At 39.1% G+C, this 24,057-nt stretch carries 24 protein-coding genes; 13 read left to right on the forward strand and 11 right to left on the reverse strand.

The features are described from left to right. The first annotated feature begins 96 nt into the window (after nucleotides 1–96). Nucleotides 97–1,023 carry an EamA family transporter RarD gene (rarD, locus tag Q0791_RS04830; RefSeq protein WP_299003391.1) on the forward strand — a complete coding sequence of 309 codons (927 nt, stop codon included), beginning with the start codon at nucleotides 97–99 and terminating at the stop codon, nucleotides 1,021–1,023. On the opposite strand, the gene Q0791_RS04835 is transcribed toward rarD, so the two are convergent. Together Q0791_RS04835 and Q0791_RS04840 are read right to left on the reverse strand one after the other, a co-directional pair. Next, a complete protein-coding gene (locus Q0791_RS04835; RefSeq protein WP_299003394.1) occupies nucleotides 1,006–1,950 on the reverse strand; it encodes a carbohydrate kinase in 945 nt (314 codons plus the stop codon). The genes rarD and Q0791_RS04835 overlap by 18 nt on opposite strands. After that, entirely contained in the window at nucleotides 1,947–3,179 is a 1,233-nt protein-coding gene (locus Q0791_RS04840) for an AGE family epimerase/isomerase (protein ID WP_299003397.1), read from the reverse strand. Before Q0791_RS04840 ends, Q0791_RS04835 begins: the two co-directional genes overlap by 4 nt. Nucleotides 3,180–3,368: 189 nt before the next feature. Here Q0791_RS04840 and Q0791_RS04845 point away from each other — a divergent pair, with 189 nt between their 5' ends. The 5 genes from Q0791_RS04845 (at nucleotide 3,369) to Q0791_RS04865 (ending at nucleotide 10,033) form a co-directional block, all read left to right on the forward strand. Further along, on the forward strand, nucleotides 3,369–4,634 hold the full coding sequence (locus Q0791_RS04845; protein ID WP_299003400.1) for a sugar MFS transporter: 1,266 nt from the start codon (nucleotides 3,369–3,371) through the stop codon (nucleotides 4,632–4,634). Between the two features lie 98 nt (nucleotides 4,635–4,732). After that, nucleotides 4,733–6,289 (forward strand): MFS transporter, encoded by a 1,557-nt coding sequence (locus Q0791_RS04850; RefSeq protein WP_299003403.1) that lies wholly within the window; start codon nucleotides 4,733–4,735, stop codon nucleotides 6,287–6,289. Between the two features lie 340 nt (nucleotides 6,290–6,629). Then, nucleotides 6,630–7,088 carry a hypothetical protein gene (locus tag Q0791_RS04855; protein WP_299003406.1) on the forward strand — a complete coding sequence of 153 codons (459 nt, stop codon included), beginning with the start codon at nucleotides 6,630–6,632 and terminating at the stop codon, nucleotides 7,086–7,088. A gap of 24 nt (nucleotides 7,089–7,112) precedes the next feature. Continuing rightward, nucleotides 7,113–9,002, forward strand: a complete 1,890-nt coding sequence (locus Q0791_RS04860) for a hypothetical protein (protein ID WP_299003409.1) — start codon at nucleotides 7,113–7,115, stop codon at nucleotides 9,000–9,002. Between the two features lie 191 nt (nucleotides 9,003–9,193). After that, nucleotides 9,194–10,033: a fumarylacetoacetate hydrolase family protein gene (locus tag Q0791_RS04865; protein ID WP_299003411.1), complete on the forward strand. Its 840-nt coding sequence runs from the start codon at nucleotides 9,194–9,196 to the stop codon at nucleotides 10,031–10,033. 75 nt (nucleotides 10,034–10,108) lie between these two features. On the opposite strand, the gene ccmE is transcribed toward Q0791_RS04865, so the two are convergent. From ccmE to ccmA, 5 genes are read right to left on the reverse strand one after another with little or no spacing between them, the layout of a single operon-like run. Continuing rightward, the gene (gene ccmE / locus Q0791_RS04870; protein WP_299003414.1) at nucleotides 10,109–10,594 is read right to left on the reverse strand and encodes a cytochrome c maturation protein CcmE; all 486 of its coding nucleotides are present in this window, start codon (nucleotides 10,592–10,594) and stop codon (nucleotides 10,109–10,111) included. Next, nucleotides 10,591–10,791 (reverse strand): heme exporter protein CcmD, encoded by a 201-nt coding sequence (gene ccmD / locus Q0791_RS04875; protein WP_299003417.1) that lies wholly within the window; start codon nucleotides 10,789–10,791, stop codon nucleotides 10,591–10,593. Before ccmD ends, ccmE begins: the two co-directional genes overlap by 4 nt. Beyond that, a complete protein-coding gene (locus Q0791_RS04880) occupies nucleotides 10,792–11,538 on the reverse strand; it encodes a heme ABC transporter permease (protein ID WP_299003421.1) in 747 nt (248 codons plus the stop codon). 1 nt (nucleotide 11,539) lies between these two features. Then, complete coding sequence (ccmB, locus tag Q0791_RS04885; RefSeq protein WP_299003424.1) at nucleotides 11,540–12,226, reverse strand: heme exporter protein CcmB; 687 nt, start codon at nucleotides 12,224–12,226, stop codon at nucleotides 11,540–11,542. A gap of 8 nt (nucleotides 12,227–12,234) precedes the next feature. Then, nucleotides 12,235–12,885 carry a cytochrome c biogenesis heme-transporting ATPase CcmA gene (ccmA, locus tag Q0791_RS04890; RefSeq protein ID WP_299003427.1) on the reverse strand — a complete coding sequence of 217 codons (651 nt, stop codon included), beginning with the start codon at nucleotides 12,883–12,885 and terminating at the stop codon, nucleotides 12,235–12,237. A gap of 527 nt (nucleotides 12,886–13,412) precedes the next feature. On the opposite strand from ccmA, the gene Q0791_RS04895 reads away from it, so the two are divergent. Next, complete coding sequence (locus tag Q0791_RS04895; protein ID WP_299003430.1) at nucleotides 13,413–13,712, forward strand: c-type cytochrome; 300 nt, start codon at nucleotides 13,413–13,415, stop codon at nucleotides 13,710–13,712. A gap of 58 nt (nucleotides 13,713–13,770) precedes the next feature. On the opposite strand, the gene ccmI is transcribed toward Q0791_RS04895, so the two are convergent. Continuing rightward, a complete protein-coding gene (gene ccmI / locus Q0791_RS04900; protein WP_299003432.1) occupies nucleotides 13,771–14,991 on the reverse strand; it encodes a c-type cytochrome biogenesis protein CcmI in 1,221 nt (406 codons plus the stop codon). A 423-nt stretch (nucleotides 14,992–15,414) separates the two neighbouring features. On the opposite strand from ccmI, the gene Q0791_RS04905 reads away from it, so the two are divergent. The 3 genes from Q0791_RS04905 to nrfF are packed head-to-tail and all read left to right on the forward strand — an operon-like array spanning nucleotide 15,415 to nucleotide 18,450. Further along, nucleotides 15,415–17,397, forward strand: coding sequence for a heme lyase CcmF/NrfE family subunit (locus tag Q0791_RS04905; RefSeq protein WP_299003433.1), 1,983 nt, complete (start codon nucleotides 15,415–15,417; stop codon nucleotides 17,395–17,397). Between the two features lie 13 nt (nucleotides 17,398–17,410). Continuing rightward, nucleotides 17,411–17,965 (forward strand): DsbE family thiol:disulfide interchange protein, encoded by a 555-nt coding sequence (locus tag Q0791_RS04910; protein ID WP_299003435.1) that lies wholly within the window; start codon nucleotides 17,411–17,413, stop codon nucleotides 17,963–17,965. 35 nt (nucleotides 17,966–18,000) lie between these two features. After that, the gene (nrfF, locus tag Q0791_RS04915; protein ID WP_299003490.1) at nucleotides 18,001–18,450 is read left to right on the forward strand and encodes a heme lyase NrfEFG subunit NrfF; all 450 of its coding nucleotides are present in this window, start codon (nucleotides 18,001–18,003) and stop codon (nucleotides 18,448–18,450) included. A gap of 160 nt (nucleotides 18,451–18,610) precedes the next feature. On the opposite strand, the gene trmL is transcribed toward nrfF, so the two are convergent. The 3 genes from trmL to Q0791_RS04930 all read right to left on the reverse strand — a co-directional run bounded on the left by trmL (nucleotide 18,611) and on the right by Q0791_RS04930 (nucleotide 21,330). Then, the gene (gene trmL, locus Q0791_RS04920) at nucleotides 18,611–19,072 is read right to left on the reverse strand and encodes a tRNA (uridine(34)/cytosine(34)/5-carboxymethylaminomethyluridine(34)-2'-O)-methyltransferase TrmL (protein ID WP_299003437.1); all 462 of its coding nucleotides are present in this window, start codon (nucleotides 19,070–19,072) and stop codon (nucleotides 18,611–18,613) included. A gap of 207 nt (nucleotides 19,073–19,279) precedes the next feature. Beyond that, nucleotides 19,280–20,647, reverse strand: coding sequence for an ATP-binding protein (locus Q0791_RS04925; protein WP_299003438.1), 1,368 nt, complete (start codon nucleotides 20,645–20,647; stop codon nucleotides 19,280–19,282). Continuing rightward, nucleotides 20,647–21,330: a response regulator gene (locus Q0791_RS04930; RefSeq protein WP_299003440.1), complete on the reverse strand. Its 684-nt coding sequence runs from the start codon at nucleotides 21,328–21,330 to the stop codon at nucleotides 20,647–20,649. The genes Q0791_RS04925 and Q0791_RS04930 overlap by 1 nt, the downstream gene beginning before the upstream one ends. Before the next feature lie 287 nt (nucleotides 21,331–21,617). On the opposite strand from Q0791_RS04930, the gene Q0791_RS04935 reads away from it, so the two are divergent. From Q0791_RS04935 to Q0791_RS04945, 3 genes are all read left to right on the forward strand, one after another. Next, nucleotides 21,618–22,100 (forward strand): Spy/CpxP family protein refolding chaperone, encoded by a 483-nt coding sequence (locus tag Q0791_RS04935; RefSeq protein ID WP_299003441.1) that lies wholly within the window; start codon nucleotides 21,618–21,620, stop codon nucleotides 22,098–22,100. A 418-nt stretch (nucleotides 22,101–22,518) separates the two neighbouring features. Further along, nucleotides 22,519–23,160: a porin family protein gene (locus Q0791_RS04940; protein ID WP_299003443.1), complete on the forward strand. Its 642-nt coding sequence runs from the start codon at nucleotides 22,519–22,521 to the stop codon at nucleotides 23,158–23,160. A 265-nt stretch (nucleotides 23,161–23,425) separates the two neighbouring features. Beyond that, complete coding sequence (locus Q0791_RS04945; RefSeq protein WP_299003444.1) at nucleotides 23,426–24,001, forward strand: outer membrane beta-barrel protein; 576 nt, start codon at nucleotides 23,426–23,428, stop codon at nucleotides 23,999–24,001. Nucleotides 24,002–24,057 lie beyond the last annotated feature (56 nt).

Below are 24,057 nucleotides of genomic sequence, written 5' to 3' on the forward strand. Positions count from 1 at the left end.
AATGATTAAAATGATTAGTAATAAATAATCTATAAATGATGATTTTGTATAAGAATAGACTTGCAATGTCATACCCTAAAGCGTAAAAGCTTTTTTATGTTGTGGTTTTATGGGTTGATGTTTGCTATGAATCGTTCTTTGCAAGGTAATTTGATTGCGATTTCCGCTTTTGCTGTGTGGGGGCTAACACCATTGTTTTATGGCGTGCTCGACGGTCAAAATACGTTTGAATTACTTGCGCATCGCATTATATGGTCTGTTCCTGTGGTTTTTCTGTTCAGCTATTTGATGAATATACGATTTAATTTTAGTCGAATTTTGGCCGACCAAAGGTCTTTATTTTATAGTTTTTTAGCCGCTTCGGTTATGTGTGTGAGTTGGTATGCATTTATTTATGCTGTGACACATAAGCAAGTGTTGACGGCAAGCTTAGGTTTTTTTATTAATCCATTGATCACTATTGCACTTAGTATCCTTTTGCTCAAAGAAAAACCTACAATGGGGCAAGTGTTAGCGATTGTGTTGAGTGTCTTAGGGGTGGGGTATTTGATTTTAACCACAGGGCAACTTCCTATTTTGGCATTGTTGATGGGTGGTTTTTTTGCTTTGTATGGTGTGTTAAAAAAACAGGTTCATTATGATGCTATGACTTCTGTAATGGTGGAATCTGTCGTATTGCTTCCTTTTGCATTAGGCTTTTTTGCATATCAAGTCGCAACTGGATCCAGTGTGTTTATGCACAGCTCGCCGATGACGCAGCTTTATTTCATGTTAACGGCGCCAGTGACTTTAGTGCCTGTTATCTTATTTTCCTTGGCACTAAGGCGAACTTCATTGACGGCCATTGGGTTTATCCAATATTTGGAGCCGAGTTTACAGTTTATTTTAGCCACTTGGATATTTGGCGAAGTATTAGATATGCATAAACTGGTGACATTTGTGTTTATCTGGACTGGGCTTTTGTGCTGCATGATAAAGTGGCCTGTAAGACAGGTTCACGAGTCGTTAAAGATCAGCAAATGATGGTAGTGAAGGAAAGGCGCCTTTTCGAGTGCAGGCGATAGCGCCGCATTGTGTCGCAAACTGCACTATGGAGTGGAGTTTAGTCTCATCTGTGATGATTTCTTTAAAGTTATGCTTTATTAGGTATTGATTAAGCTGATAAAGCATACCACCAACAAATGCATCACCCGCCGCGGTAGTATCGACAACCTTAATTGTCGGTATTTGGCATTCTCCTAGAAAGTTGGCAGTGTAATACCGTACAGGTAGATGACCGTTACTGATCATAATGATGGATACGCCCTGTTTGAAACACTGATCAATAAAGGCTGATTCGTGCTGTTCTTGACTGTGGGACAATAAAAAATCCAGCTCTTCTTGTGACAGTTTTAATACATCACAATGGCAAATGCATTGCGATATTCTTTCAAAAGCTAATGTACTATTTTCCCATAAATTTAAGCGTAAGTTAACATCAAAGCTGCGTAAACACTGATGTGTTTTTGCTAAGGTTAGACCATGTAAGGTTGATCGATAGATATTTTTTTCGGTGAGACTATTTGAACAAATATGAAAAAGCTGGCTTTGAATAAAAGCATTGGTGTCAAAATGTTCCACCTTAAATAAAAGATCGGCAGCTGGGGGGCGGTAAAAATTAAAACGACGTTCACCACTGGCATCCAAAGAGATAAATGCCAGTGCCGTTTTGGCCTGAGCAGTTTGCAGACAATAATCTGTGTTGACCTTGTGTTCATTGAGAGCATGAAGAAGGTAATCGCCAAACATGTCTTGTCCAAACATACCACAGAATGCACTTTTTCCACCTAATTTGGCATAAGTAACAGTGACATTTGCTGGAGCGCCTCCGGGATATTTTGTAAAGGTTTCAGGTGTATCGCCATTCGATAAGAAATCAATTAAGGCTTCTCCAAATGCAAGTAAACTCATAAAGCTGATTCCTTGAGTTTTATGGCTTTGATTACTTCATAACAGGAGCCCATGGTGTGATAGTCTGTTTTGCCTCCAGCTGGGCTTTTTATATCACTATAGTGATTATTTTTCGCATCTAATATGAAATACCAAGCGCCATATTGATGATCGACCATATGTGTCCAACAATAGGACCAAATCTTCTGATACCAGTGCCAGTAGCTGTTTTTACCTGTTGTAAGGGCAAGCAAGGCGGCAGCGGCAAAGCTTTCTGCTTGCACCCAAAAGTATTTGTCGCTGAAGCAAATTTCTTCGTTTGGCGCAAAACCATAAAAAATACCGCCATTGAGATCATCCCAAGCGATTTCCATTGCTTTATTAAATAAGAACTGGGCTCGTTCAATCATCCAGTTTTCAGCTTGGTGCCGATATAAAATGCACAGTAATTTTGCCCATTCGGTTTGGTGGCCGGGTTGGTAACCCCAAGGGCGATATAAATTAGCTGAATCGTCTTGATTATAATGCCAATCAATTTTCCAATTCGAGGTATAGTGTTCCCAGATGAGCCCATCACTCATAAAGGCTTGCCTTACCGTTATGTTGTGAGCGATTAAATAGGCACGTTGTAAAAATTTGGGATCGAGTGTGACTTCAAAGGCAGTGAGCATGGCTTCACACATATGCATATTGGCATTTTGACCTCTATAATCGCTGAGTTGTGTGAAATTTGCATTATATTCATCTCGATATAAACCAAATTTTTCATCCCAAAAATATTTTTCGAGTTGTTGCCAGACTTGTTCTATTTTATCTTTTGAAGCAGTGATACCGGCTTTAAAGGCGAGTGAATGACTTAATAGCACAAAGGCGAGTCCATAACAGTGATTTGTATCGTCAGTGACCTTGTTATTGAATAATTGCCATGCATAGGCTCCAGTTTTGGGGTTTTTATGTGTGGTTTCGATGTAATCAATGCCTTGCTGTATTACCTTTAAATATTCAGTCTGGTTAAATTCAATTGCTGCCATGGCATAGTTAAAAACAAATCGACAGCTTGAAACTAAATGACGGTCTTTTTTGTTGTATATGTTGCCATTATTGTAAAAGTTTTGAAAAAAACCATTATTTATGTCAATACAATTGGGGTGGTAAAAAGCCATGGTTTGTTTAATGTGATCTTGAAGAAAGTGTAAGTTTTTAAAATCAGGAATTGGTACATCTTTATATTTATCTTCTTGTTTATTCATGGTTTTATTCGCTTTTCTAATCAGGGTTAATATGTGTTTTATTGATTAAATTATGTCCACCCTCATTATTTAAACGGTTTTAGATTGACTTGACATCATAGCCTAAATTGCTAGTGTGCGTTAATTAACAAAAACTAATGGCTTCTTATTAAGTCTGATTCTATTATTAATTCATTAACACACTGGAGTATGCTTGTGGCTGGAATTCCTACTTTTTCATCATCTGATCAGTCTCAAGAATCTAGATTGCTTGATTATCGACTTCCTTTAGCTTCTATGTGTGTCTTATTCTTTTTCATTGGCTTTATTACCGTATTAAATGATGTGTTAATTCCACATTTAAAGGAAATGTTCTCGTTAAATTATACTCAAGCCATGCTGATTCAATTTTGTTTTTTTAGTGCTTATTTTATTGTGTCTGTGCCAGCGGGTTTATTAGTACATAAAGTTGGATATAAAAGCAGTATGATTTTTGGTTTATTGACTACCGCGTTAGGGTGCGGGCTTTTTTATCCGGCAGCGTCTTTACATGTTTATGGATTATTTTTATTGGCGCTATTTGTACTCGCCAGTGGGTTGACTATTCTACAAGTGTCCGTTAACCCCTATGTTGCCGCTTTAGGCCCTGAACGCCTAGCTTCGAGTCGGCTTATTTTAGCACAAGCATTGAATTCATTTGGAACGACTATAGGACCATTTTTTGCCGGAATGATGTTGCTGTCGGTTTCAGGGATTGCTGCGGGATCCGAAGCGGTTAAAACACAATATTTGATGTTAGCTGGGGTGCTTATCCTTGCATCTTTTATTGTAAAAAAATTGAAATTACCTGAGATACATGAATCCAGTCATACGGTTGAGGTCAATGATGGCAGAACGATATGGCAAGCAAAGCAAACACTGTTTGGTGCATGTGCTATTTTTTTCTATGTCGGAGCCGAAGTGGGAATAGGCAGCTTTCTTATTAATTACTTTGAGCTACATCATATTGGTAATATGTCTGCAGCCAGTGCAGCACATTTTGTTGGATATTATTGGGGAGGCGCTATGATTGGGCGCTTTATCGGCGCTGTGGTGACTCGAGTGGTTAAGCCGCAACTTGCTCTTATGTTTAATGGCTCTATGGCGATTTTACTCTTGTGTGTGTCAATGAACACTAGTGGTTATCTCGCTATGGGATCCATTTTGGCCGTTGGGTTATTTAATTCTATTATGTTTCCGACTATTTTTTCTTTGGCGATTAAAGGGCTTGAGAGGCATACTAGCCGAGGTTCTGGCTTGGTTTGTTTGGCCATTGTGGGCGGGGCTGTTATGCCTTTGGTTCAAGGGGCGGTCGCAGATATTACCGATGTACAAGCCAGCTTTATTATTCCGGCATTAAGTTATTTAGTGATCATTGGATTTGCGATGAGTGCGCCTAGATTAACGGAAAAATGGCGTCAGTTAAAAGTAAATTAACCTGTTTGGCCATATTTTCATGCATGTCAGTACAGCTTAGCATTTGCCAATCAACTACACTGATAATTATGTAAGTGCTGAGTTTAAGTAGGCGGAATATGACAACACCTGTGACTAATGAAGAAAGAGATCTATTTCGTTACCGTTGGTGGTTGCTTTCAGGTTTAGGCCTGGGATTGATGATCATTAATCTTGATGTCACGATTATTAATTTGGCTTTGCCTGTGATCGGTGATGTTTTTTCAGCGACTTTGTCTCAGTTACAGTGGGTTAATAATATCTATTTAATTGCCATGGGTGGCCTGATGATCACCACTGGCAAGTTGGGTGATCGTTTTGGTCATAAACTGACAATGATGTGGGGTGTGACAATTTTTCTTATTGGCTCCTTGATTGCCAGTGTTGCGCCTAACCTCTGGATGATTATTCTTGGTCGATTTGTACAAGGTGTAGGAATGGCTGGAACCTTTGGAATGGTTTTTGTCCTTGCTACCGGACACTTCCCTAAACACCAACAAGGCTTGGCTGTGAGTATTATGGTTGTATTTACGGCACTAGCTCAGTCATTAGGACCAACGCTTGGTGGATTAATTGTCGAGCATTGGGGCTGGCGTTGGGCTTTTTTGATCAATGTGCCAGTGTGTTTATTGTGTTTGCTAATCGTATTTCTGACAGCAAGAAACGATAAGGGAAACAGACAAGTTAATGTTCATATGCCTTCGAGCTTTCTCGTTTTAGTGGCTTTTTTATCGATTTTATACGCTTTTAATATTGTCTCTTTGACAGGCTTTTTCAGCTTATCTTTTTTAATTCCTTTTATTGTAGGTGGCCTATTGTTGGCAACGACTTTATGTTGGCAACGCTTTTTAGCTCATCCACTGATAAACTTGGTACTTTTTAAACAAAAACTATTTTTAGGGTTACTCATTACTCGAGCTTGTTTTCAAGTCTTATTTGGATCTTTTCTATTTATTTTACCTCTGTATTTAGAAAATATTTTAAACTTTACACCTGCAACAGCGGGACTTGTCATGTTGATCATGACAGGTTGCTTATGTTTGTCATCTATAACAGCAGGCCAGCTTAACAGTCGTTTTGGACCATTACCTTCTATTGTGGTTGCTCAGTTTATCGGGTTTACGGGGTCGATGCTTTTGGTGTTTATGCCTGAAAAACTCTCTTGGTTGTATTTAGCCTCGGGAATGGTGTTTATTGGGATTACTGTGGGTCTCATGTATGCTTCAACCAATTTAGCCGCTGTTCAAGTGGCCCCTAAGAGTGAAAAAGGGGCTTCCTATGGTTTGTTTATTTCTCATACTTATTTGTGGTATGCCTGTGGCATTGCCGGTGCTGGACTCTTAGTGAGTAGTGTTTCTATTAATACATTTATGTCTTTTGCTGCGAGCGAAATGACAAAAACAGGCTCTCCAAGTATAGAGCAAGTGTTACCTTTTATTACGGGAGCTCAGCCATTGGATAAAATATTAGCCCTATTTAGTGATACAAGTGTTCACTCGTCAGTACTTGTGTGGGGGAGAGATGCTTTCCATAGTGGTTTTCATGCTTTGATGTTGGTTTATTTGTTTTTATCTTTTATTGGATTGTGCGCTAGCTTACTTTTTAAAAATACTTCTCATTTATTAAATACCGATTAGTGTATATTTTGTTTTTATGTTTAAATCTTTTGTGAGAAATTGTTTTTAAGTGTTGCTTTTATTTTTATAAATGTATCTTGGTATATAATCAATATTCTGTTAGTTTTTTATTTTTATGGTATCTATTACATTCATATTGTGAACTGTTGGTTTTTTGATGGCCTTTTAGGCCGTTTAATCACAAAAATATCTTGTTAGCCAAGTTGTAAATTTAAGAATAAGGCTAAAGTCTATTTTTAAATGTTAATATCTAATAACAAATACCTTTTCGATTTTTTGATTTTAGTAACCATCTGTTTAATATGGTTATAATGTCTAAACTTCACGATTAATTAACCCTATGTTTGATGCTTTTTTTAAATATTTTTTTAATGTTTATCCTATCTCACCGCCAAAACTTGATTCTAATGGCGGGTTTGTCATTGCATTAGATAATGACATTGACGTTTATATTTCTCCTCATAAGGGGAAAGCGCAATATATTCATTTGGCATGTGAAGTATCAGCAATTGATAAAGAGAATGTAGAAAGAAAGTGGTTAATGGATATTCTGTGTGCGCAGTATGCTAATCAACAGCCTATCGCTTGTTATTTTGGCATCAATGAGCAGCAGGATTCGTTGCTGTTATTGCAACACATTGATCTTTCATTGGGTCAATATGAGCTGGTGTTAGAACAGATCATCATTTTTGCCAAGATGTCTAAATATTGGCAACAGAAACTATTGCAGAATGAAAGTGATATGTCTGCAATAGACAAACCCTCATTGAATACCTTTAATTTAATGAATCTTGCTTAAGTATAAAATAACGAGATATTTTTGATGCCGACAATAACTACTGGGCCCGTTTTAAGTTCAGCGGATCAATTTAATTCCCACAAGACGAATGAGATAAAGTTTGATGATCATACCTTATCAGTTAAGTCCACAGGGGCTGAATTAACCCAAAAAATGAAGAAAAGTGATCTTCCATTGAAGATAGAGAGTGAAAACGATCCCGCTATTTTGAGTGCTTCTACAGGAAAAGTGAAAAGTAAAAAAATCACATTAAAGGAAGATATCACTCAAATTACCGCTGTGGTGGCTAACTTATTTCTTTTGAAAAGTAAGGGATGCAAGCATATTGATGCTGAGTCGAAAAAAGCTTTAATCAATGTGGCTAAAAAATTGCAGTTGGATCCCTTAGACATTAAAAAAACCTTGGAAGGAAAAGTACGCGGTAGTGAATTAGAACAGATTTTATGTAAGTTAGTAAAAAAATCCACTAATCAAGTGGATTTGCGTACTGTTATTACTGATTTATTAAATAAGCCGAGTTTATCTGCAAAAATGACTGGCATAAAATTGCAAGCGTATTTATTAGAGTATCAACACGGACATGAAAAGAAGTATTTTCATAAAAAAGATAAAGCTAAGATTAGCGATATTGATAAAAAGGTGGAAAAACTGAATGATATTAGTATTGAAAATCAAAAGGTTAAAGTCAAAAAAATAACTGAGGCCATGAGGTATGTTGCTGATGAGCTGTTCACTGAGTTAAAAACGCAACAAAAAGATTGGCAAGACTCCAATATACAAAGGATCCGTGAAACCTGTTTTGAAGGTTTCACGAAAAAGGTGTCGGCAGCACTATGGAAGCCTGTTTCATATTCGACAGGGAAAGAGGAATTTGGCGAGATCATGAATGTGCTATTTTTTGCGAGTTTTGCAGGTAGCACCTCGACGAATTTAGTTAATCTTCAATATGGTAATGAACTCAATGCTAATCAATTAGCATTAATGGAAACTCCATTAGCGACATTGAACGAGAGGGGGACACAGCATAAATTAGCCAAGGGAGATTTAGGAGGGCATATGGCCATTTTTAGCCCTCTTGGAACGGGATTAATTAATCAAACTTTTCAACACCAAGTTATTGATGCAATTGGTTATCAAGTCACACGTCCTTCATTACATGTTAAGGCTGATGTCGGTCAAATCACGACACTACAGCAAGCTTGCGAAACCTATTTATCTGATAAGGGGTTGACTGGGTTACCAGGAAAAAAAGCCATTTTGTGGAGCAGTAATAAAGGCTTATTAAAAACAGGTAATGAACAGTTATTCAGTCAGGATAACCTTAGAGGTTTGGCTAGTGCACTTCAAAATAAAGGTTATAAGCATCTGATTATTGTCGGGGATAAAGCCGCCGATCTTGCTAATGGCACAATGCTTGATAAAAAAGGGCAGCCCATGAAAGATAAAAAGGGAGAGCAAGTTAACATTGATCATTTAGGCCTTGGAAAGCATGAAAATAAAACGCCAAATAATCTAATGAATATTCAAGCTGCTATGGGAAAAGAGATAAAGGTTCATGATTTGACTGAGATGTGGAAAGCGCCAGCATTAGCTGCTATCGAGGGACAAAACTATATAAAACAAATTGCAGTGTTTAAGGAGCTTCAAGCGGAAGGCGTGGATTTATCATTTGGCAATCGTTCTGGTGGAATGGATTTAATCATGCTCTCAACCGGTATTGGTGGGGTTGTGTATGATGATGATCCAATGAGTCATCGATATTTTAATATGACGTCAATTGCGCCGCATATGCAGCAAATAGCGATCGATGTTGATCATAGTGATTTTGCTCATAAAGTGAATCAAGCAAGAGCGGGCGATTTAGAAGCTAAAATGGATGCAGCGACTCAAGCCAGTGCTGCATATCAAGTTTAGCGATTTTATAACAAACTAACGCAGTTGGGTTGAGCTGCGTTATGTATTGTTAAGTTTGCCAAATTGAGATTTTTTAGTTATAAGCGTTACTATATTTTTTATAACAGCTTACAAAGCTAAATGAAAATTAACTGTTACCCCGTGCCATGATGAACAATACTTAAGATCAATTTTGGTCGGAGTAAAGCAGAATGAAGTTAATGCGATTTGGCCTTAAAGGTCAAGAAAAGCCAGGTGTGATCATTGATGATAAAGCTTATGATTGCTCACCTTTAGTGGACGACTGGCAAGGTAAAACTTTATCAAAGATTGATCGAGCTGCAATATTACAGCAAGTGAAACAAGGTAAATTGGTTCAGATTGGTGATACAGTGCGCCGCGCTCCTTGTGTTGCAAGGCCGCCAAAATTAATAGGAATAGGATTAAATTATTTAGATCATGCGAAAGAATTAGGCTTAACTCCCCCAGATGAGCCTTTGGTTTTTTTAAAAGCGAGTAATATCACAGCAGGCGCCTTTGATGATCTTTATCTGCCTCCTCATTCAAAGCAGGTGGATTGGGAAGTCGAATTGGGAATTGTCATAGGGCAAGACGCGTTTAATCTTAATAATCTTACCGAGGCTGAAGATGCCATTTTAGGCTATACCATAGTCAATGATATTAGTGATCGGTATTGGCAATTTGATAGGCAAGGCCAGTGGACGAAAGGGAAATCTTATCCGGGTTTTTGTACTGTGGGCCCTTGGATGTCTTTTAAAGAAGATGTGCAAGTTGATAATCTCACGCTTTCATTGTCTGTTAACAATCAGCAAAAACAATCGAGTAATACCAATCAACTGGTGTTTAGTCCTGCTCAAATAGTGCATTATTTGTCGCAATTTATGGCGCTTGAACCGGGGGATTTAATTTGTACTGGTACGCCTGGAGGCATAGGTTATTCTTCGACTCCTCAGCAATTCTTACATGCAGGGGATATCATTACCGCGAGCATTGAAGGTTTAGGCCAGTTAGAGCAACGCTGCTACAGTTAGATGAATAAGTAGATAGTGCTTTTATTTCCGTACTCATTGAAGCCCCCGAGTCTCAAATGAATACGGAGATAGCTATTATTGTTGACTTAACTGCTCACTGCTATAGTCGAGTTTCTTATATTTTTTCCCCATGGCTTCGGCTACTTCTGGTGGCATGTAGTTCTCATCATGCTTAGCTAACACTTCTGTTGCTTCCACGCGATTTGCAGACATTAATACCCCTTGGGCGACAATGCCTTGACCTTCTCTGAATAAATCGGGTAATAAATCATCATAGGTGATAATCACTTCACCACCTGAGCCATCGTGTATGGCAAATTCCACATAGAGGCTATCTGGATCCCTTTTCATCGAGCCTATAGTGACCATGCCGCCAACACGGATCCGTTGACCAAGCTCGGGTTTGATACCAGTATCTTGTTTACCGTGTAAAATTTCTGAAGGGGTGAAAAACAGGTTCATATTACTGTTGAGTGCGTACAGTAATAAAGAGGTGACAGCTGCCACACCAGCAATAAGCGTCACGGCTAATGTGAGTCTTTTTTTGCGTCTTGAATTCACTGTTTATTACTCCGTCTGGCTTTTAATAATTGTTCTCTTTGTATTTTTTGGTTGATATGTTTAAACAACTGTTTCTTTTTGACCTTACTAAAGATGATCAGTAATCCAAAACAAACCAAGGTAACACCATAAGATAACCATACATAAAATGCATAGCCTCCCATGTTGAAAAAATCGCTAATACTATCAAATTGCATTTAATGGGATCCTTCTATTTGAGCAAGTTCTCTGACCCAAGGGCGCATGCTGTTTCTAGTAAGAATTTCAGTACGAAAACGCAGTAATGTGATAGCGCCTAAGAGTAGCCCAAAACCAACAATATTGATGAGTAATGGATAGAGCATATCATTAGATATTGTTGACTCTTCAGTAATTTTAATCGTTGATGGTTGATGTAATGAGCTCCACCAATCGACAGAGTATTTAATAATAGGAATATTGACGACACCGACAATGGCCAAAATACCAGCGGCTCTCGCTGCAAGGATTTTGTCTTCAAATGAAGCGTAAAGTGAAATAACGCCTAAGTACAAGAAGAGTAAAATGAGCTCTGATGTCAGTCTTGCATCCCAAACCCACCAAGTGCCCCACATAGGTTTGCCCCAAGCAGCACCTGTCACTAATGCAATTAACGTCATGACAGCGCCGACGGGGGCGATGGACGCGGCAACCCAATCAGCCGATTTTATTTGCCAGACGATACCGACAAAAGAGGCTGTGGCCATGGCCATATAAGCCGTCATCGACATGGAGGCCGCTGGCACATGGATGAAGATAATACGATAGCTATCACCTTGCTGATAATCGCTGGGTGCGAAAAGTAGACCCCAAATCGTTCCCACACTAACAAACACTATGGCCAAATAACTAAACCAAGGTAGCAGGGTATTTGATAAACGGTATGCCTTTTGAGGATCGGCATATGAATGTAACCATTTCCACATATTAATTAATACTCACTCTTAATGAGGCACCAATTGCAAAAGGGGCCAAAATCAATGATGTTATTAGCATTGCGCCTATGATGGCGAGCTGCCCGTTATAAACTAAATTCATGCTTGCCGCTTCTATTGCGCTGGTTGAAAAAATTAAAACAGGTATATATAAAGGTAAAATCAGTAAGCTGAGCAAAACACCACCCTTAGAAAGTCCTACTGTTAATGCAGCGCCAATGGCACCTAATAGACTTAAAATGGGAGTGCCAAGTGCTAATGTAAGCAATAATGCGCTATAACTATGGGGCTCAAGGTGCAAGAGTAATGCTAATAAAGGGGCGATAATGATGAGCGGCACCCCGGTCAGTATCCAATGAGCAATGACCTTTGCAGAAACCAGTAGTGTTAGAGGGTGAGGGCTAAGTAACATTTGTTCAAGGCTGCCATCAAGGTGATCGGCTTTAAATAGTCGCTCCAGTGATAACATTGAAGATAATAAAGCGGCGACCCAAATGCATCCCGGTGCAATTTTACTTAAAGTTTGTGGTTCTGGGCCTATGGCCAATGGAAACAACACTATGACTAAAATAAAAAATAAGAGAGGATTGAAAATATCATTACGATGACGCACCGCAACGTGTAAATCACGTAAGAGTACGGCTAGAAATGCACGGGAGTAATTCATGTTTTTTTGCATAACATTTCTCATAGCATATGATAATCGAGTTGGATTTTTTTCAATGTCTGCGAGTCGATAAGACTCATATCTTGGTGTGTGGTTAAAATCACGCACCCTCCTCGGTTAGCATGCTCAAGAAACAAGCTTTCTAACTGGCAGACGCCTTTTTTATCAATGGCAGTAAAAGGTTCATCTAAAATCCAAATATTGGCATTATTATGCCATAAGCGCCCTAACGCAGTGCGACGATGTTGTCCTGCCGACAAATGCCCCGTTAAACTGTCCTCAAAACCGAAAAGGCCGACTTTATTCAAAATATCAGCTGAGTCAAAATTCTGATACCCCATCAGGGTGAGGTTAAAGTTGAGGTTTTCTGTTGCAGTCAGTTCATTTTTTACACCGGGTAAATGCCCTAAATAGAGTAAGTCATTTTGGTAGTCTTCTCGACAAGATGAAATGGGTTGCTGTTTAAAAAATACTTCACCGGAATAGGGGCGTGATAGGCCTGCTAAAATGCGTAAAAGACTGGTTTTCCCCGCACCATTTGGGCCTTCGATCTGAACGATATCACCTCTGTTGATATCGAAACTGAGCTCATCAAATAAGATTCGTTCTTCTCGAATACAGGTGAGCTTTGTAGCACTAAGGAGTGTTTTATGTTTTGTCGGTACTACCACGCTATCACCTAATGCAATCATGCTATTTATATTATTATTTCTTTCATAGTCTTAACTCATATCGTGAGTGTAAAACATGAGACGATTTATTGACCTAACGTCCTTATTTCCATTTTATTTATTGTTTCATCGTTGCTTATGGAATCATGCGTGAATCCAATTTAGAGCGATATTAACATAAATAGGCCAAGGGGTTTAGTATTGGTTAACTTTGTGTGTCGAATATTTGATCTGGATATCTTATTGCGCTTTTCATTTTTGATTTTCGGCGTTTTAAAGCAAGATCTCACTCTTCAGTAAGCTCACATCTGTTATTTAGTGATGTCTAATGTGCAATTGTAGCGGTATTTTTGTACTGAAATCGAGATCTAGGTGGCATTTTGGTCACAAAAAGGTGAGATTTGTTACTTTTTATAGTAGGCTTGTCGCGCTAAAAAAGAGTCCGCTTCAATGGGATCGAAAGATCCAAATTTAATATTAAAAGGCGGCGTTGGGCTTTGTATGTATTTGCATTAGGAAGATAAATCATGAAAAAACGGTTAGCTATGACTGCTGTAGCAGCATTAACCTTGTCCGCTAACGTTTTCGCTCAAACAGGCGAAGAAGTGTATAACAAGGCATGCCAAGTATGCCACAGCATGGGTGTTGCTGGCGCACCAAAAGTGAATGACGCTGCTGCATGGGAACCTCGTTTAGCTCAAGGTATTGATACATTAATCGCTACGGTTAAAGCGGGTAAGAATGCGATGCCACCAGGTGGAATGTGCATGGACTGTACAGATGAAGATTATAAAAATGCCATTGAGTTTATGTCTAAGGCAAAATAATCCTTTGATGACTTTTTTAATGTAAAAAACCGGCAATAGCCGGTTTTTTTGTAATTTTCTATTTTACAAGCGTATTCAGTGTGAGCTCTACACTTTCTCCAACTTGTGCATTGAGGATCTGGCCCTTGAGATCGCCGACTTGAGGTTGGAGTTGATTGTGTTTCGATAACACGGCGATAATTTCAAGTGTTTCTCCTTTTGTGAGTGCTCGCTCACCAATTTTATCATCATTGCTTAGTATGACTTGTTTAGGAAGGGAATTGGCTGATATTTTTGTGGCCACTAAGGGCGTTTTAGGTGGTGTTAGAGTACGAGCAAAAATGAAGAGTGTATCATCAGCTTTAACATGGGATCGTAAGGTATCATCCACATTGATATTGATTGTCAGTGACGTATCGGCAGCATTGTCACTTGTGATTGGTGTCGGTGAGTCGTCAAGCTGTATCTTAGCATTATTAATGGCGTTAGTGATGGCTTCTCTATCTATATTGTCTTGATTTGTATCGAGAATAAGCTGCCATGCATCAATGGAAGCTTGGTATTGTCCATTAAGAAATGCATCCATTCCCACCAGTAATAAAGTGGAAGGATCGGTAGGGTCGAGTGTTAACGATTGTTTAATCAATGCTTGAACTTCTGGTGTGAGTTGCTGCTGAGCATCGTAGTACATTGCTGTGGCCTTAGGGCCAAGTAACTCTGCATGAACCCCTGCTAATGCTATGGCTTTATCAAAGGCATTGATTGCATTTTTATATTGATTGATTGCCATGTAAGCATGACCTAAGCTAAACCATAATTGACTGTTATCTGGCTGTATTTTGGCTTGTACTTGCATCATCTCAATACGTTCGACTAAGCTTAAAGGTCCTTTTTTATGGCTTTGAAGAGAATTGGCCCATTCAAGGGTTTGATAGGCACCAATAGAGGAATAAAGGTAACCTGATATACCGATAACTAAGAGGGTCATTAAACTAGGCCAAAACAGGCCTTTAGTTTGAGTATGAGGGAGTAATGCCTCATCCTCCCCTTGCTTAATGTCTTGTAGTAGGCCTATTTCAAGTTCTTGTTTGAGAGAATCAAATTCTTTTTGATCTAATAAGTTATCTTTTAATTCTTGTTCTAATACTTGTATTCTCTGATTAAATAAAGTGAGGTTAGTTTGGTTACGAACGGTTTTTGTTTGTGTTTTCAATAGCGCCGATTGACGAAAATGGGGTAACCAGATCAATAGGATACTGACTAATATGAATAACGCTAAAAAAATCCATAATGTGGTCATTATTTTATTTCGCTTAAATTTGAGTGATCAAAAGGCGGTTGAACCGCTGAACTGGTTGCCGATTATACATCCATTACACACTAATATAACCTTAATTTCTCAGTCTTGAGTTTTGCTTCACACTTTCCAGTGGAAAACCATTGTTATTTCGCCATGGATATGAGACGGAGCACGCAGTTTTTTGCGAAATAAGCAGACATAGGGCGTGACAAACACTAAAATAGCGCAAATTAACACCCACACGAATTCGTTAACGAGCCGATAGAGAGTCGCTGTTTTTGGTTAACAATTGAGTAACTCAATTGTTTGCGCATTGACTCTATTGACTTCGGCATCAATTAGAAAGTGGGAAGCAATAATGATGGATGTCGATTGGTCATCTTTTGTTGAGCAAAGACTATTCAATATGAAAGAGGTAACAGCATGATCCCAGAACTTGGCCACTTTTCGCTGATTTTAGGCTTGGCGTTTGCCTTGCTATTGGCGACGGTTCCATTAGTGGGTGTCGCCCGCAAAGATCAATATCTTGTCGGTTACGCACGTCCTTTAACCTATGGCATGTTTACATTTATTAGCTTTGCTATTTTGGCTTTAGGTTATAGTTTTGCTGTCGATGATTTTTCAGTTGCTTATGTGGCTAATCACTCTAATTCTTTATTGCCTTTTTTCTTTAAATTAGCCGCGGTTTGGGGCGGTCATGAGGGTTCTTTGCTGTTTTGGGTGTTTGCTTTATCGGTTTGGACCGCTGCCGTGGCTTTATTGAGCCGGAATTTAGAGGCCGCTTTTGTCGCTCGAGTGTTGGCAGTTTTAGCCATCATTATCGCCGGTTTTACTTTTTTTATGCTGCTCACATCGAACCCTTTTGAGCGTTTATTTCCCATGCCAATGGAAGGGCGTGACTTAAACCCTATGCTGCAAGATGTGGGACTGATTATTCATCCACCTATGCTGTATTTAGGCTATGTGGGTTTTTCGGTGAGCTTTGCTTTTGCTATTGCAGCTTTGATGAGCGGGCGGCTGGATTCTGCATGGGCTCGCTGGACACGTCCTTGGACGTTAACGGCTTGGGTTTTCTTAACTGCAGGTATTGCGTTAGGATCTTGGTGGGCTTATTACGAACTCGGTTGGGGAGGCTGGTGGTTCTGGGATCCTGTTGAAAATGCATCCTTTATGCCTTGGTTAATTGGTACGGCATTATTACACTCGCTCATTGTGACTGAGAAACGGGGAACCTTTAGAAACTGGACCGTTTTATTGTCTATTTTTGCTTTTTCTTTAAGTTTATTGGGGACCTTTATTGTTCGTTCTGGAGTGTTAACCTCAGTGCATTCCTTTGCCTCCGATCCTAGCCGAGGCATGTTTATTTTACTCTTGCTTGGGATCACTGTGGGCGGCTCATTAACCTTATTTGCGTTGAGAGCGAGTAATATGAAAAGCCCTGCACGCTTTGAGTTAAATTCAAAAGAGACCATGCTATTGGCTTGTAATCTTATTCTCACCGTAGCGTGTGGAACGGTATTATTAGGGACCTTGTATCCACTGATTATTGATGGCTTGGGCATGGGTAAAATTTCTGTGGGCCCACCTTATTTCAATGCCGTATTTGTTCCTATTGTATTGGTACTGTTTGGGATCATGGGAATAGGTCCGATTATTCGCTGGAAAAAATCCAAAGCGGGTGAATTGCAAAAGCAATTATTCCTGCCAGCAGTGATGGCTTTATTGACAGGAACAGCTGTGCCTTTCATGGCCGGTGGAGCGTTTAATTTTTGGGTGATGTTAGGTATTAGCGCTGCGACTTGGGTGACACTTGCCACACTAAAGGCGGGATATAATTTACTGAAAACCAGCCAAGGACACTTGCAATGGAATCGTTTAACCGGTAGCCAATGGGGAATGTTAATTGCTCATATTGGTATCGCGGTATCCATTGTTGGCGCGACTATGGTGTCAAATTATTCCATCGAGAAAAGTGTGCGTATGGGACCTGGGATCACTCAAGAACTTGCGGGATATGAGTTTAGCTATCTTGAAACAAAAGCGGTTCCTGGGCCTAATTATATGGCGCAGCAAGGTCAAATTCGAGTATCGAAAAATGGCAAACCGGTGGCATTATTGCAACCTGAAAGGCGACAATACACGGTTCAGGTCATGAGCATGACTGAAGCGGGGATTGATTGGGGGATATTTCGTGATCTTTATATTACCATGGGCGATCCGATAAACAGCAGTGAGTTTGCGGTTCGTTTAAACTATAAACCTTTTGTTCGTTGGCTATGGTTTGGTGCAATTTTCATGGTGATCGGTGGTTTGTTAGCGGGATTGGATAAGCGCTATCGTCAACGTAAAGCGAAGGTTAAAACAGAAGCTGTGACTCCAGTTGATAATACCTTAGTGACAGTATAATAGGCGAGGCGAGATGAAAAAATTAATATTATTTATTCCATTAGCCGTATTTTTAGTGATGGGTGTTCTTTTGTATCGCGGATTATTTCTCAATCCGCAAAAACTGGATTCTGTGCTGGAAGGTAAGCCCGTTCCTTATTTTCAGTTACAGGATTTATATGACCCTGATAAGTTGATCACTAATGATAATATTAAAGGTCAAGTTGCTTTACTGAACGTGTGGGGAACTTGGTGTCCGTCCTGTATGTATGAACATCCGTTTTTAATGGGCTTAGCAAAGCAAAATATTTTACCGATTTATGGCATTAATTATCGTGATGAGCGAGAGGCGGCGATACAGTTACTAGCAAAAGACGGCAACCCTTATGTATTGAATGTGTATGATGATAAAGGACGCTTAGGTCTAGACTTAGGAGTGTATGGCGCGCCAGAGAGTTTTTTGGTGGATCATAAAGGCATTATTCGTTTTCGCTTTGCAGGGCCTATTGACAATAAGGTTTGGACTGACACTTTATTGCCTATGGTGAAGCAGCTCCAAGCTGAGGCGAAAGGGGCATCGCGCTTATGATAGTATTTAATGTGCGATTCTTATTACTGAGCTTGATGCTGTTTCTAGGTCTGAGCACATTAGCACGGGCGACTCCTGTTGATACTTATCAATTTCAATCAGAGGTGAATCAAGCTCGCGCACTGTCCATTGCCAATGAACTGCGCTGTCCACAGTGCCAAAATCAAAATTTGATCGATTCAAACTCCCCTGTTGCTCAGGATCTGCGTTTAATTGTTTTTGAGATGGTGGATGCAGGTAGAAGCGATCGTGAAATTATTGAATTTATGACCAGTCGTTATGGCGAGTTTGTTCTCTATAAGCCCAAAATGGAGCCTAAAACCTATTTACTTTGGTTGGGCCCTTCTGTTTTGCTGATTATGGCTTTATTGATTGGTTTTCTGTTTATCCGTAGACATAGTGCTAAAGCGAATACTGCTCAAACCATGAGTGAGGATGATCACAAAGAGCTGGACGCGCTGCTTAAGAAAAATAAAGACTCGTAATGGAAAAGAGGAATAAGCTTCCTCTTTTCATATGATGGGTTATATTTACCTAGTGTAACAATGTCAAAACCCCTGAAGGTGCAATTTTTATGATTAATGACATCAGGGGAAGTATGATATCGCGGTATTCAGACTGCGATATCATCTTGTAGGAAAAGTATTATATCCCCTCATAATCTAATTGGCGCCAAGCTTCATAGCTAATGATGGCGACAGAATTAGACAGGTTTAAACTTCGGCTATTTGACATCATAGGGATTCGAAGGCGCTGCTCTAAAGGGGTGGCATTAATAATGTCCATAGGAAGACCACGAGTTTCAGGGCCAAAGAGTAAAACATCGTCTTTTTTAAAGCGAATTTCTGAATGTGGTCGACTGCCTTTGGTGGTGCAAGCCATGATACGCTTACCTGCCATGGCCGTTAAGAAGTCATCGAAATTAGCGTGACGAGTAATATTGGCTAAATCACTGTAATCTAAGCCTGCACGTCTGAGTTTTTTTTCTTCTAAATCAAAACCTAATGGTTCGATCAAGTGTAGCTGGCAACCATTATTAGCGATTAAGCGAATGATATTTCCAGTGTTAGGAGCGATTTCTGGCTCGTATAGCGCAATATGGAACATGACTACTTAGCTTTTAAAAATTGAAAGCTGATTATAGCAATAGCGTCATCAACTTTAAACCAGCCCGTTAAAGCCTCGGCTTCTATCTTGTATCATTCTAAGCATTTCGGCTCTTTATGCCTTTTAAAAAGAGTACGCCTTAAAATCGTGACTTTTACGCACTCAGAAAACAGGTATTTTGAAATATCACTGAGTGCTTGATTGGCCTTATCTGGGAAGTGATATGGTCACTTTTAAACCGTGGGGCTTAATATTTTCAGCTTTTATTTGGCCATCATGGGCGGTCACTCCTGCATGAGCAATCGCTAGACCTAATCCCCACCCACCGGTTTCTCTTTCCCTTGCAGACTGAGGGCGATAGAAAGGTTTAAAAATGGCTTCAAGATCGCTTTCATTGGTGATACCTGGACCATCGTCAAAAATTTCTATATCGACAGTATGGTTATCTTGTTTCGCGCAAATGGTAATGCTGTTTTTGGCGTACCGTATCGCGTTACGCAGTAAATTTTCGACCGCGCGAGATAGAGGTTTAGGATGAAGGGGTAAACGAATTGACTCTGGAATGGCAATGTTTAATTGCTTATGTTGTTGCCCAGCTTCAAATTCGGCATCATCAAGGACTTGCCCCAGTGTTTCAGCTAATTCTAAGGGAATTTTTTGTTCTTGGGTGTTGAGTTTGACACGTGAGAGCTCTAATAATTCCGCAATCATTTTTTCTAATTGCTCAGCTTCATAGCCAATACGGATCATTTCTTGGGTTTCTTGACCTTTTTTTCGATTGAGGGCAAGTGATAACTGTAGTCGAGTCAGTGGAGTACGGAGTTCATGAGAAATATCACTGATGAGCCTTTGTTGTGTTTTTATCATGTCCTCAACGGCGTCAGCCATTCCATTAAAGGCTTTGGCAAGTTGACCAAATTCATCTTGTCGTAGGGTTGTTTCAACATTAACTCGACTGCTTAAATCACCTTTTGCTAATGCATCTGCACTCAATTTTAATGAACGTAAAGGTTTACCTAAATGCCAAGCTAACAGTCCACACAGTAGGCCAGAAAGAAAAATAGCGAGGCTTAAGGTTAATAATTTATTGTCGGTAAAAAAGAAAAACCAAGGGCGCGGTCTATGGTCGGGAGCATGGCCGTAAAGTGAGTATTGCTCCCCAGCAGCATAGAATTGATAAGGGCCAAACATGAGCTCATCTTTAAATTGGTATTGAATGGGACGATCTGAGTTGTCTGCCATCAAGACGAATCGTCTTAACATTTTAGAGTTCTTGGCATTATTTAATAGCTTGCCTTGCTCATTGATAACAAATAAGCGAATGGGCTTGCCTTGAGGATCTCGAAAACGATTAATACCTTGCCAAGCTTGCTGGGAGCTCAATAGTTCAGGATTGTCAATAATTCGGTTGGCGACTGTGGCTAAAATATGATGGAACGGCGGTGGGATCGGTACGCCTGCATCATGTTTTTGCTGAATTAAAGGTAAGATCCCAACAGTTGCTATGATAAGGGAACTGCAGATCCAAAAACTCAGTAACAGTTTGACAAATAAACTATTGGGTATACTTTTCATTAGGGGAGCCAAATATAACCTTTACCACGAATTGTTTTCACCCTAGGTCTTGCATCTTTACGTTCTGGCATTTTTTTACGTAAATTGGATAAATGCATATCAAGGCTTCTATCAAACGGCATTAATTTTTTACCCAGTACGCTTTCGCTTAATGTTTCCTTACTGACAAGTTCTCCAGTGTGCTGAACAAGTTCATAGAGTAAGCTAAATTCTGTTCCTGTGAGTAAGATCAATACATCTTGGCAGTATACTTCCTGCCTCGCTGGATCGAGCTGTAAATCACCGAATTCTTGAATACTTTTTGGGTTATCTTGAGGAAGAGAATGGGTGCGACGAATAATGGCGCGAATTCTAGCCACTAATTCTCTGTCATTAAAAGGTTTGGGTAGATAATCATCTGCGCCTATTTCTAAGCCAACAACACGATCTATCTCATCTCCTCGGGCTGTCAGCATTAGTACTGGAGTTTGTTTTTTCTGGCGTAATGCTCTTAATACTTCAAAACCATTGAGTTTTGGCAGCATAACATCTAATAAAATGAGATCAAAATCTTGTTCGAGAGCCAGATCTAACCCTACTTGTCCATTATGAGCTAGAGTGAGTTGAAAACCTTCTAACTCTAAGAGTTGTGCCAGTAATTCAGATAGACCTAAATCATCATCAATTAATAAAATGCGGTTCATATGCCTCCCTTAATATTGACACTGTTCAAGTGACTGAATGGACTAAGATGCTACTCAGTATACTGTGTTGGGTGTCAATTGTAGTCTTCTTGTGTAAGTCTATGTAAATATTGAGATCAATATCACTTTTATTGATTAAATTTAGTGGTTATTTCCTCCAATTTACAGTCTTTTACCTCAGTTATTCCCATATTGACATAAGCGTTGACTATACTAGGTAACAGATAAATACAGCTCAATTATTAGTTAGTATTTAGTAACAGGACTTAAACTAAGAGGTTATAAACATGAAGTCAAAAACAGTAACAGCAGGTCTATTAGCGGTTTTAGCAACGACTACTTTGATCTCCAGTGTAGTCAATGCAGAAGACAGTAGCAATACACTAACTGAGCAAAAGACAATGAAAGGCGATCATGGCCCTGATCGTAAGTTAAAGGGTATGCTGCGTAACTTGGACTTAACTGATGCACAAAAAGCGCAGGTGAAAAGTTTAGTTCAGGCAAATAAAGCAGCTAAGAAAGAGAACCGTCCTTCAGAAGAAGAGATGAAAGCGAGAAAAGCCGAGGCATATGCGTTAATCACAGCGCCAACTTTTGATGAAGCAAAAGCCAAGCAGTTTGTTGGAGTGGAAGCGACAAAGCGTGAGAATGCGGTTGTCGATATGCTGAAGTTACAAAATCAGGTATATCAAATTCTAACGCCAGAGCAAAAGGTAAAATTTAAAGAAAATTTCGATAAACCTCATAAGATGAAGAAAAAGCATCATTAATCGACTCGATAAGCTGTTATGAAGATCGAACTTGATAGGCCCCATTTTATTTTGTAAATGGGGTTTATTTTATGCAAAGGATTAATTAACACTTGGTATTAATAAAAATTAATGTTTTAAAGTAAACTAAAAGTTGAACTTTAAATATAGTGATTAATTTCATTATGTTATGATTTTCATCTGTTATTTTTTTATTAGTACACCTTTGTTAAGCTCGTATTCAGTTTTATTTTTTATTATTTTAAATCATAATATTAAATTAACTTCGCATTGTTTTAATAATGTTGCTAAATTTGTTTTTTTCATTTTTATTTATGATATACCTCCTAGTACTTTAGTCGATTAAGCCTATTTATTCGTTTTTCTCAGTGCTAATCTCCGCCGCCTTAAAATGAAATTATTTTTTACGGGATGCGTAATGAAAGCTTTCTCAAGTGCTGCAGTATTATTATTAACTTTAGGTTGTACCCATACCGTTATGGCTGATACCAGCGATAGGGGTTTTTATGTGGGTGGAGATATTGGTCGCACTCAACTCAAATTTGGCTCATTTGATGAATCAGCTACTAGTATTGGTGTTTATGGTGGCTATCATTTCAATGAGTGGTTTGCCATTGAAGGTCATGTTTTTGGAACGGGCGATTATGATACTGGCTTTGAAGGAATGAGTGGTACTTATAATGGCAATACTATCACTTTGAATAAAGCAGAGTTGTCGGCTTCAGGATTATCTATTGCGCCTAAAGTGACTTGGCAGATCAATGACACTTTTTCAGCTTATGCCAAAGCGGGTGTTACGTATATGAATATTAGTTCTGAGCTAAGTGGAACGTATAACGGTCATTATGGCAGTATTAGTGCCGATTATGATGGCTGGGGCTATGTATTGGGTGCTGGGGTGACTGCGGCAATTACTCCGCATTTAGTGGTTCGTTTAGGTTATGAGTTTATGGAAGCGGATTTAGACTCTGATGATAGACTTGCTCAAGTTTTTAATGCAACAAAAATGGACGATACTAAATTGTCTCAATTCAGTGTAGGTCTGCATTATCAGTTCTAGAATTATATCGCCTATTATTGAGCGTTAATTGCTAAGTCATAAGCTGTTTTATTTTTAGTGAAATATTAAGTCGAAGAAAAGTGATGTTCTTCGGCTTTTTCATTTTTTGTGAAAAATATTGCCGACTTTAACGAGTGGTTATTTTCATTTTCTTTCTGTATTACTCTCATTTTTATTTCAGTATTTTTTACATAAAACTCGATATTTTATCAAGCTTAATCTATTGTTTCTTGAGTGCTCTTTAGTTATAACACAAGGAATAGTGATGAAAAAAATACTGTTATTAAATTTATATCTATTACCCCTTTTGGTTCTGGCTAAACCTCAATATCCAGGTTTCTATGTGGGTGGGGATATAGGGACAACACGGATCAGTTTTGATGATATCAGTGATGGTAGCGACTCTGCTGTGAGTTTTGGTGCTTACGCTGGCTACAATCTCAATGAGTGGTTTGGTATCGAAGGACATGTATATGGCACAACAGATTTTAGTGACTCGCAAGGGCAGGATATCTATGCTGGAGTCTTCTCTATAACGCCTACTTTCACACTTAATTTTAATGATATGTTTTCAGGTTATTTGAAAGGTGGCATTTCTTTTATTGATATTAGAGTTGAGCAAGACACCCCTTACTGGGGAACATATATTGATGATTTGACTGGGGTGGGCTATGTGCTCGGTGCGGGTGTGGATGCAGCGGTATCGGATTATATTGTGATCCGTTTAGCCTATGAATTTACTTCAGGTGATTTAGAATTCGATGATAATGGCTTTTATTATGATGACAGTTATCAAACGAACCTTTCTCAATTTAGTTTAGGTGTGCATTATCTTTTTTAAATGATGATTCTGTTGGTTATAAAGATGTCGGTACTGATTTATCACAAGTCAGCTTA

Origin of the sequence: uncultured Shewanella sp., from assembly GCF_947495455.1 — a bacterium.
In the GTDB taxonomy this organism is placed as follows: domain Bacteria; phylum Pseudomonadota; class Gammaproteobacteria; order Enterobacterales; family Shewanellaceae; genus Shewanella.

Excerpts from the sequence above, each read along its gene's own strand:
- rarD (WP_299003391.1), top strand. The coding sequence starts at position 97 with ATGTTGTGGTTTTATGGGTTGATGTTTGCTATGAATCGTTCTTTGCAA.
- Q0791_RS04835 (WP_299003394.1), bottom strand. The coding sequence starts at position 1,950 with ATGAGTTTACTTGCATTTGGAGAAGCCTTAATTGATTTCTTATCGAAT.
- Q0791_RS04840 (WP_299003397.1), bottom strand. The coding sequence starts at position 3,179 with ATGAATAAACAAGAAGATAAATATAAAGATGTACCAATTCCTGATTTT.
- Q0791_RS04845 (WP_299003400.1), top strand. The coding sequence starts at position 3,369 with ATGCTTGTGGCTGGAATTCCTACTTTTTCATCATCTGATCAGTCTCAA.
- Q0791_RS04850 (WP_299003403.1), top strand. The coding sequence starts at position 4,733 with ATGACAACACCTGTGACTAATGAAGAAAGAGATCTATTTCGTTACCGT.
- Q0791_RS04855 (WP_299003406.1), top strand. The coding sequence starts at position 6,630 with ATGTTTGATGCTTTTTTTAAATATTTTTTTAATGTTTATCCTATCTCA.
- Q0791_RS04860 (WP_299003409.1), top strand. The coding sequence starts at position 7,113 with ATGCCGACAATAACTACTGGGCCCGTTTTAAGTTCAGCGGATCAATTT.
- Q0791_RS04865 (WP_299003411.1), top strand. The coding sequence starts at position 9,194 with ATGAAGTTAATGCGATTTGGCCTTAAAGGTCAAGAAAAGCCAGGTGTG.
- ccmD (WP_299003417.1), bottom strand. The coding sequence starts at position 10,791 with ATGCAATTTGATAGTATTAGCGATTTTTTCAACATGGGAGGCTATGCA.
- Q0791_RS04880 (WP_299003421.1), bottom strand. The coding sequence starts at position 11,538 with ATGTGGAAATGGTTACATTCATATGCCGATCCTCAAAAGGCATACCGT.
- ccmB (WP_299003424.1), bottom strand. The coding sequence starts at position 12,226 with ATGCAAAAAAACATGAATTACTCCCGTGCATTTCTAGCCGTACTCTTA.
- Q0791_RS04895 (WP_299003430.1), top strand. The coding sequence starts at position 13,413 with ATGAAAAAACGGTTAGCTATGACTGCTGTAGCAGCATTAACCTTGTCC.
- ccmI (WP_299003432.1), bottom strand. The coding sequence starts at position 14,991 with ATGACCACATTATGGATTTTTTTAGCGTTATTCATATTAGTCAGTATC.
- Q0791_RS04905 (WP_299003433.1), top strand. The coding sequence starts at position 15,415 with ATGATCCCAGAACTTGGCCACTTTTCGCTGATTTTAGGCTTGGCGTTT.
- Q0791_RS04910 (WP_299003435.1), top strand. The coding sequence starts at position 17,411 with ATGAAAAAATTAATATTATTTATTCCATTAGCCGTATTTTTAGTGATG.
- nrfF (WP_299003490.1), top strand. The coding sequence starts at position 18,001 with ATGCTGTTTCTAGGTCTGAGCACATTAGCACGGGCGACTCCTGTTGAT.
- trmL (WP_299003437.1), bottom strand. The coding sequence starts at position 19,072 with ATGTTCCATATTGCGCTATACGAGCCAGAAATCGCTCCTAACACTGGA.
- Q0791_RS04925 (WP_299003438.1), bottom strand. The coding sequence starts at position 20,647 with ATGAAAAGTATACCCAATAGTTTATTTGTCAAACTGTTACTGAGTTTT.
- Q0791_RS04930 (WP_299003440.1), bottom strand. The coding sequence starts at position 21,330 with ATGAACCGCATTTTATTAATTGATGATGATTTAGGTCTATCTGAATTA.
- Q0791_RS04935 (WP_299003441.1), top strand. The coding sequence starts at position 21,618 with ATGAAGTCAAAAACAGTAACAGCAGGTCTATTAGCGGTTTTAGCAACG.
- Q0791_RS04940 (WP_299003443.1), top strand. The coding sequence starts at position 22,519 with ATGAAAGCTTTCTCAAGTGCTGCAGTATTATTATTAACTTTAGGTTGT.
- Q0791_RS04945 (WP_299003444.1), top strand. The coding sequence starts at position 23,426 with ATGAAAAAAATACTGTTATTAAATTTATATCTATTACCCCTTTTGGTT.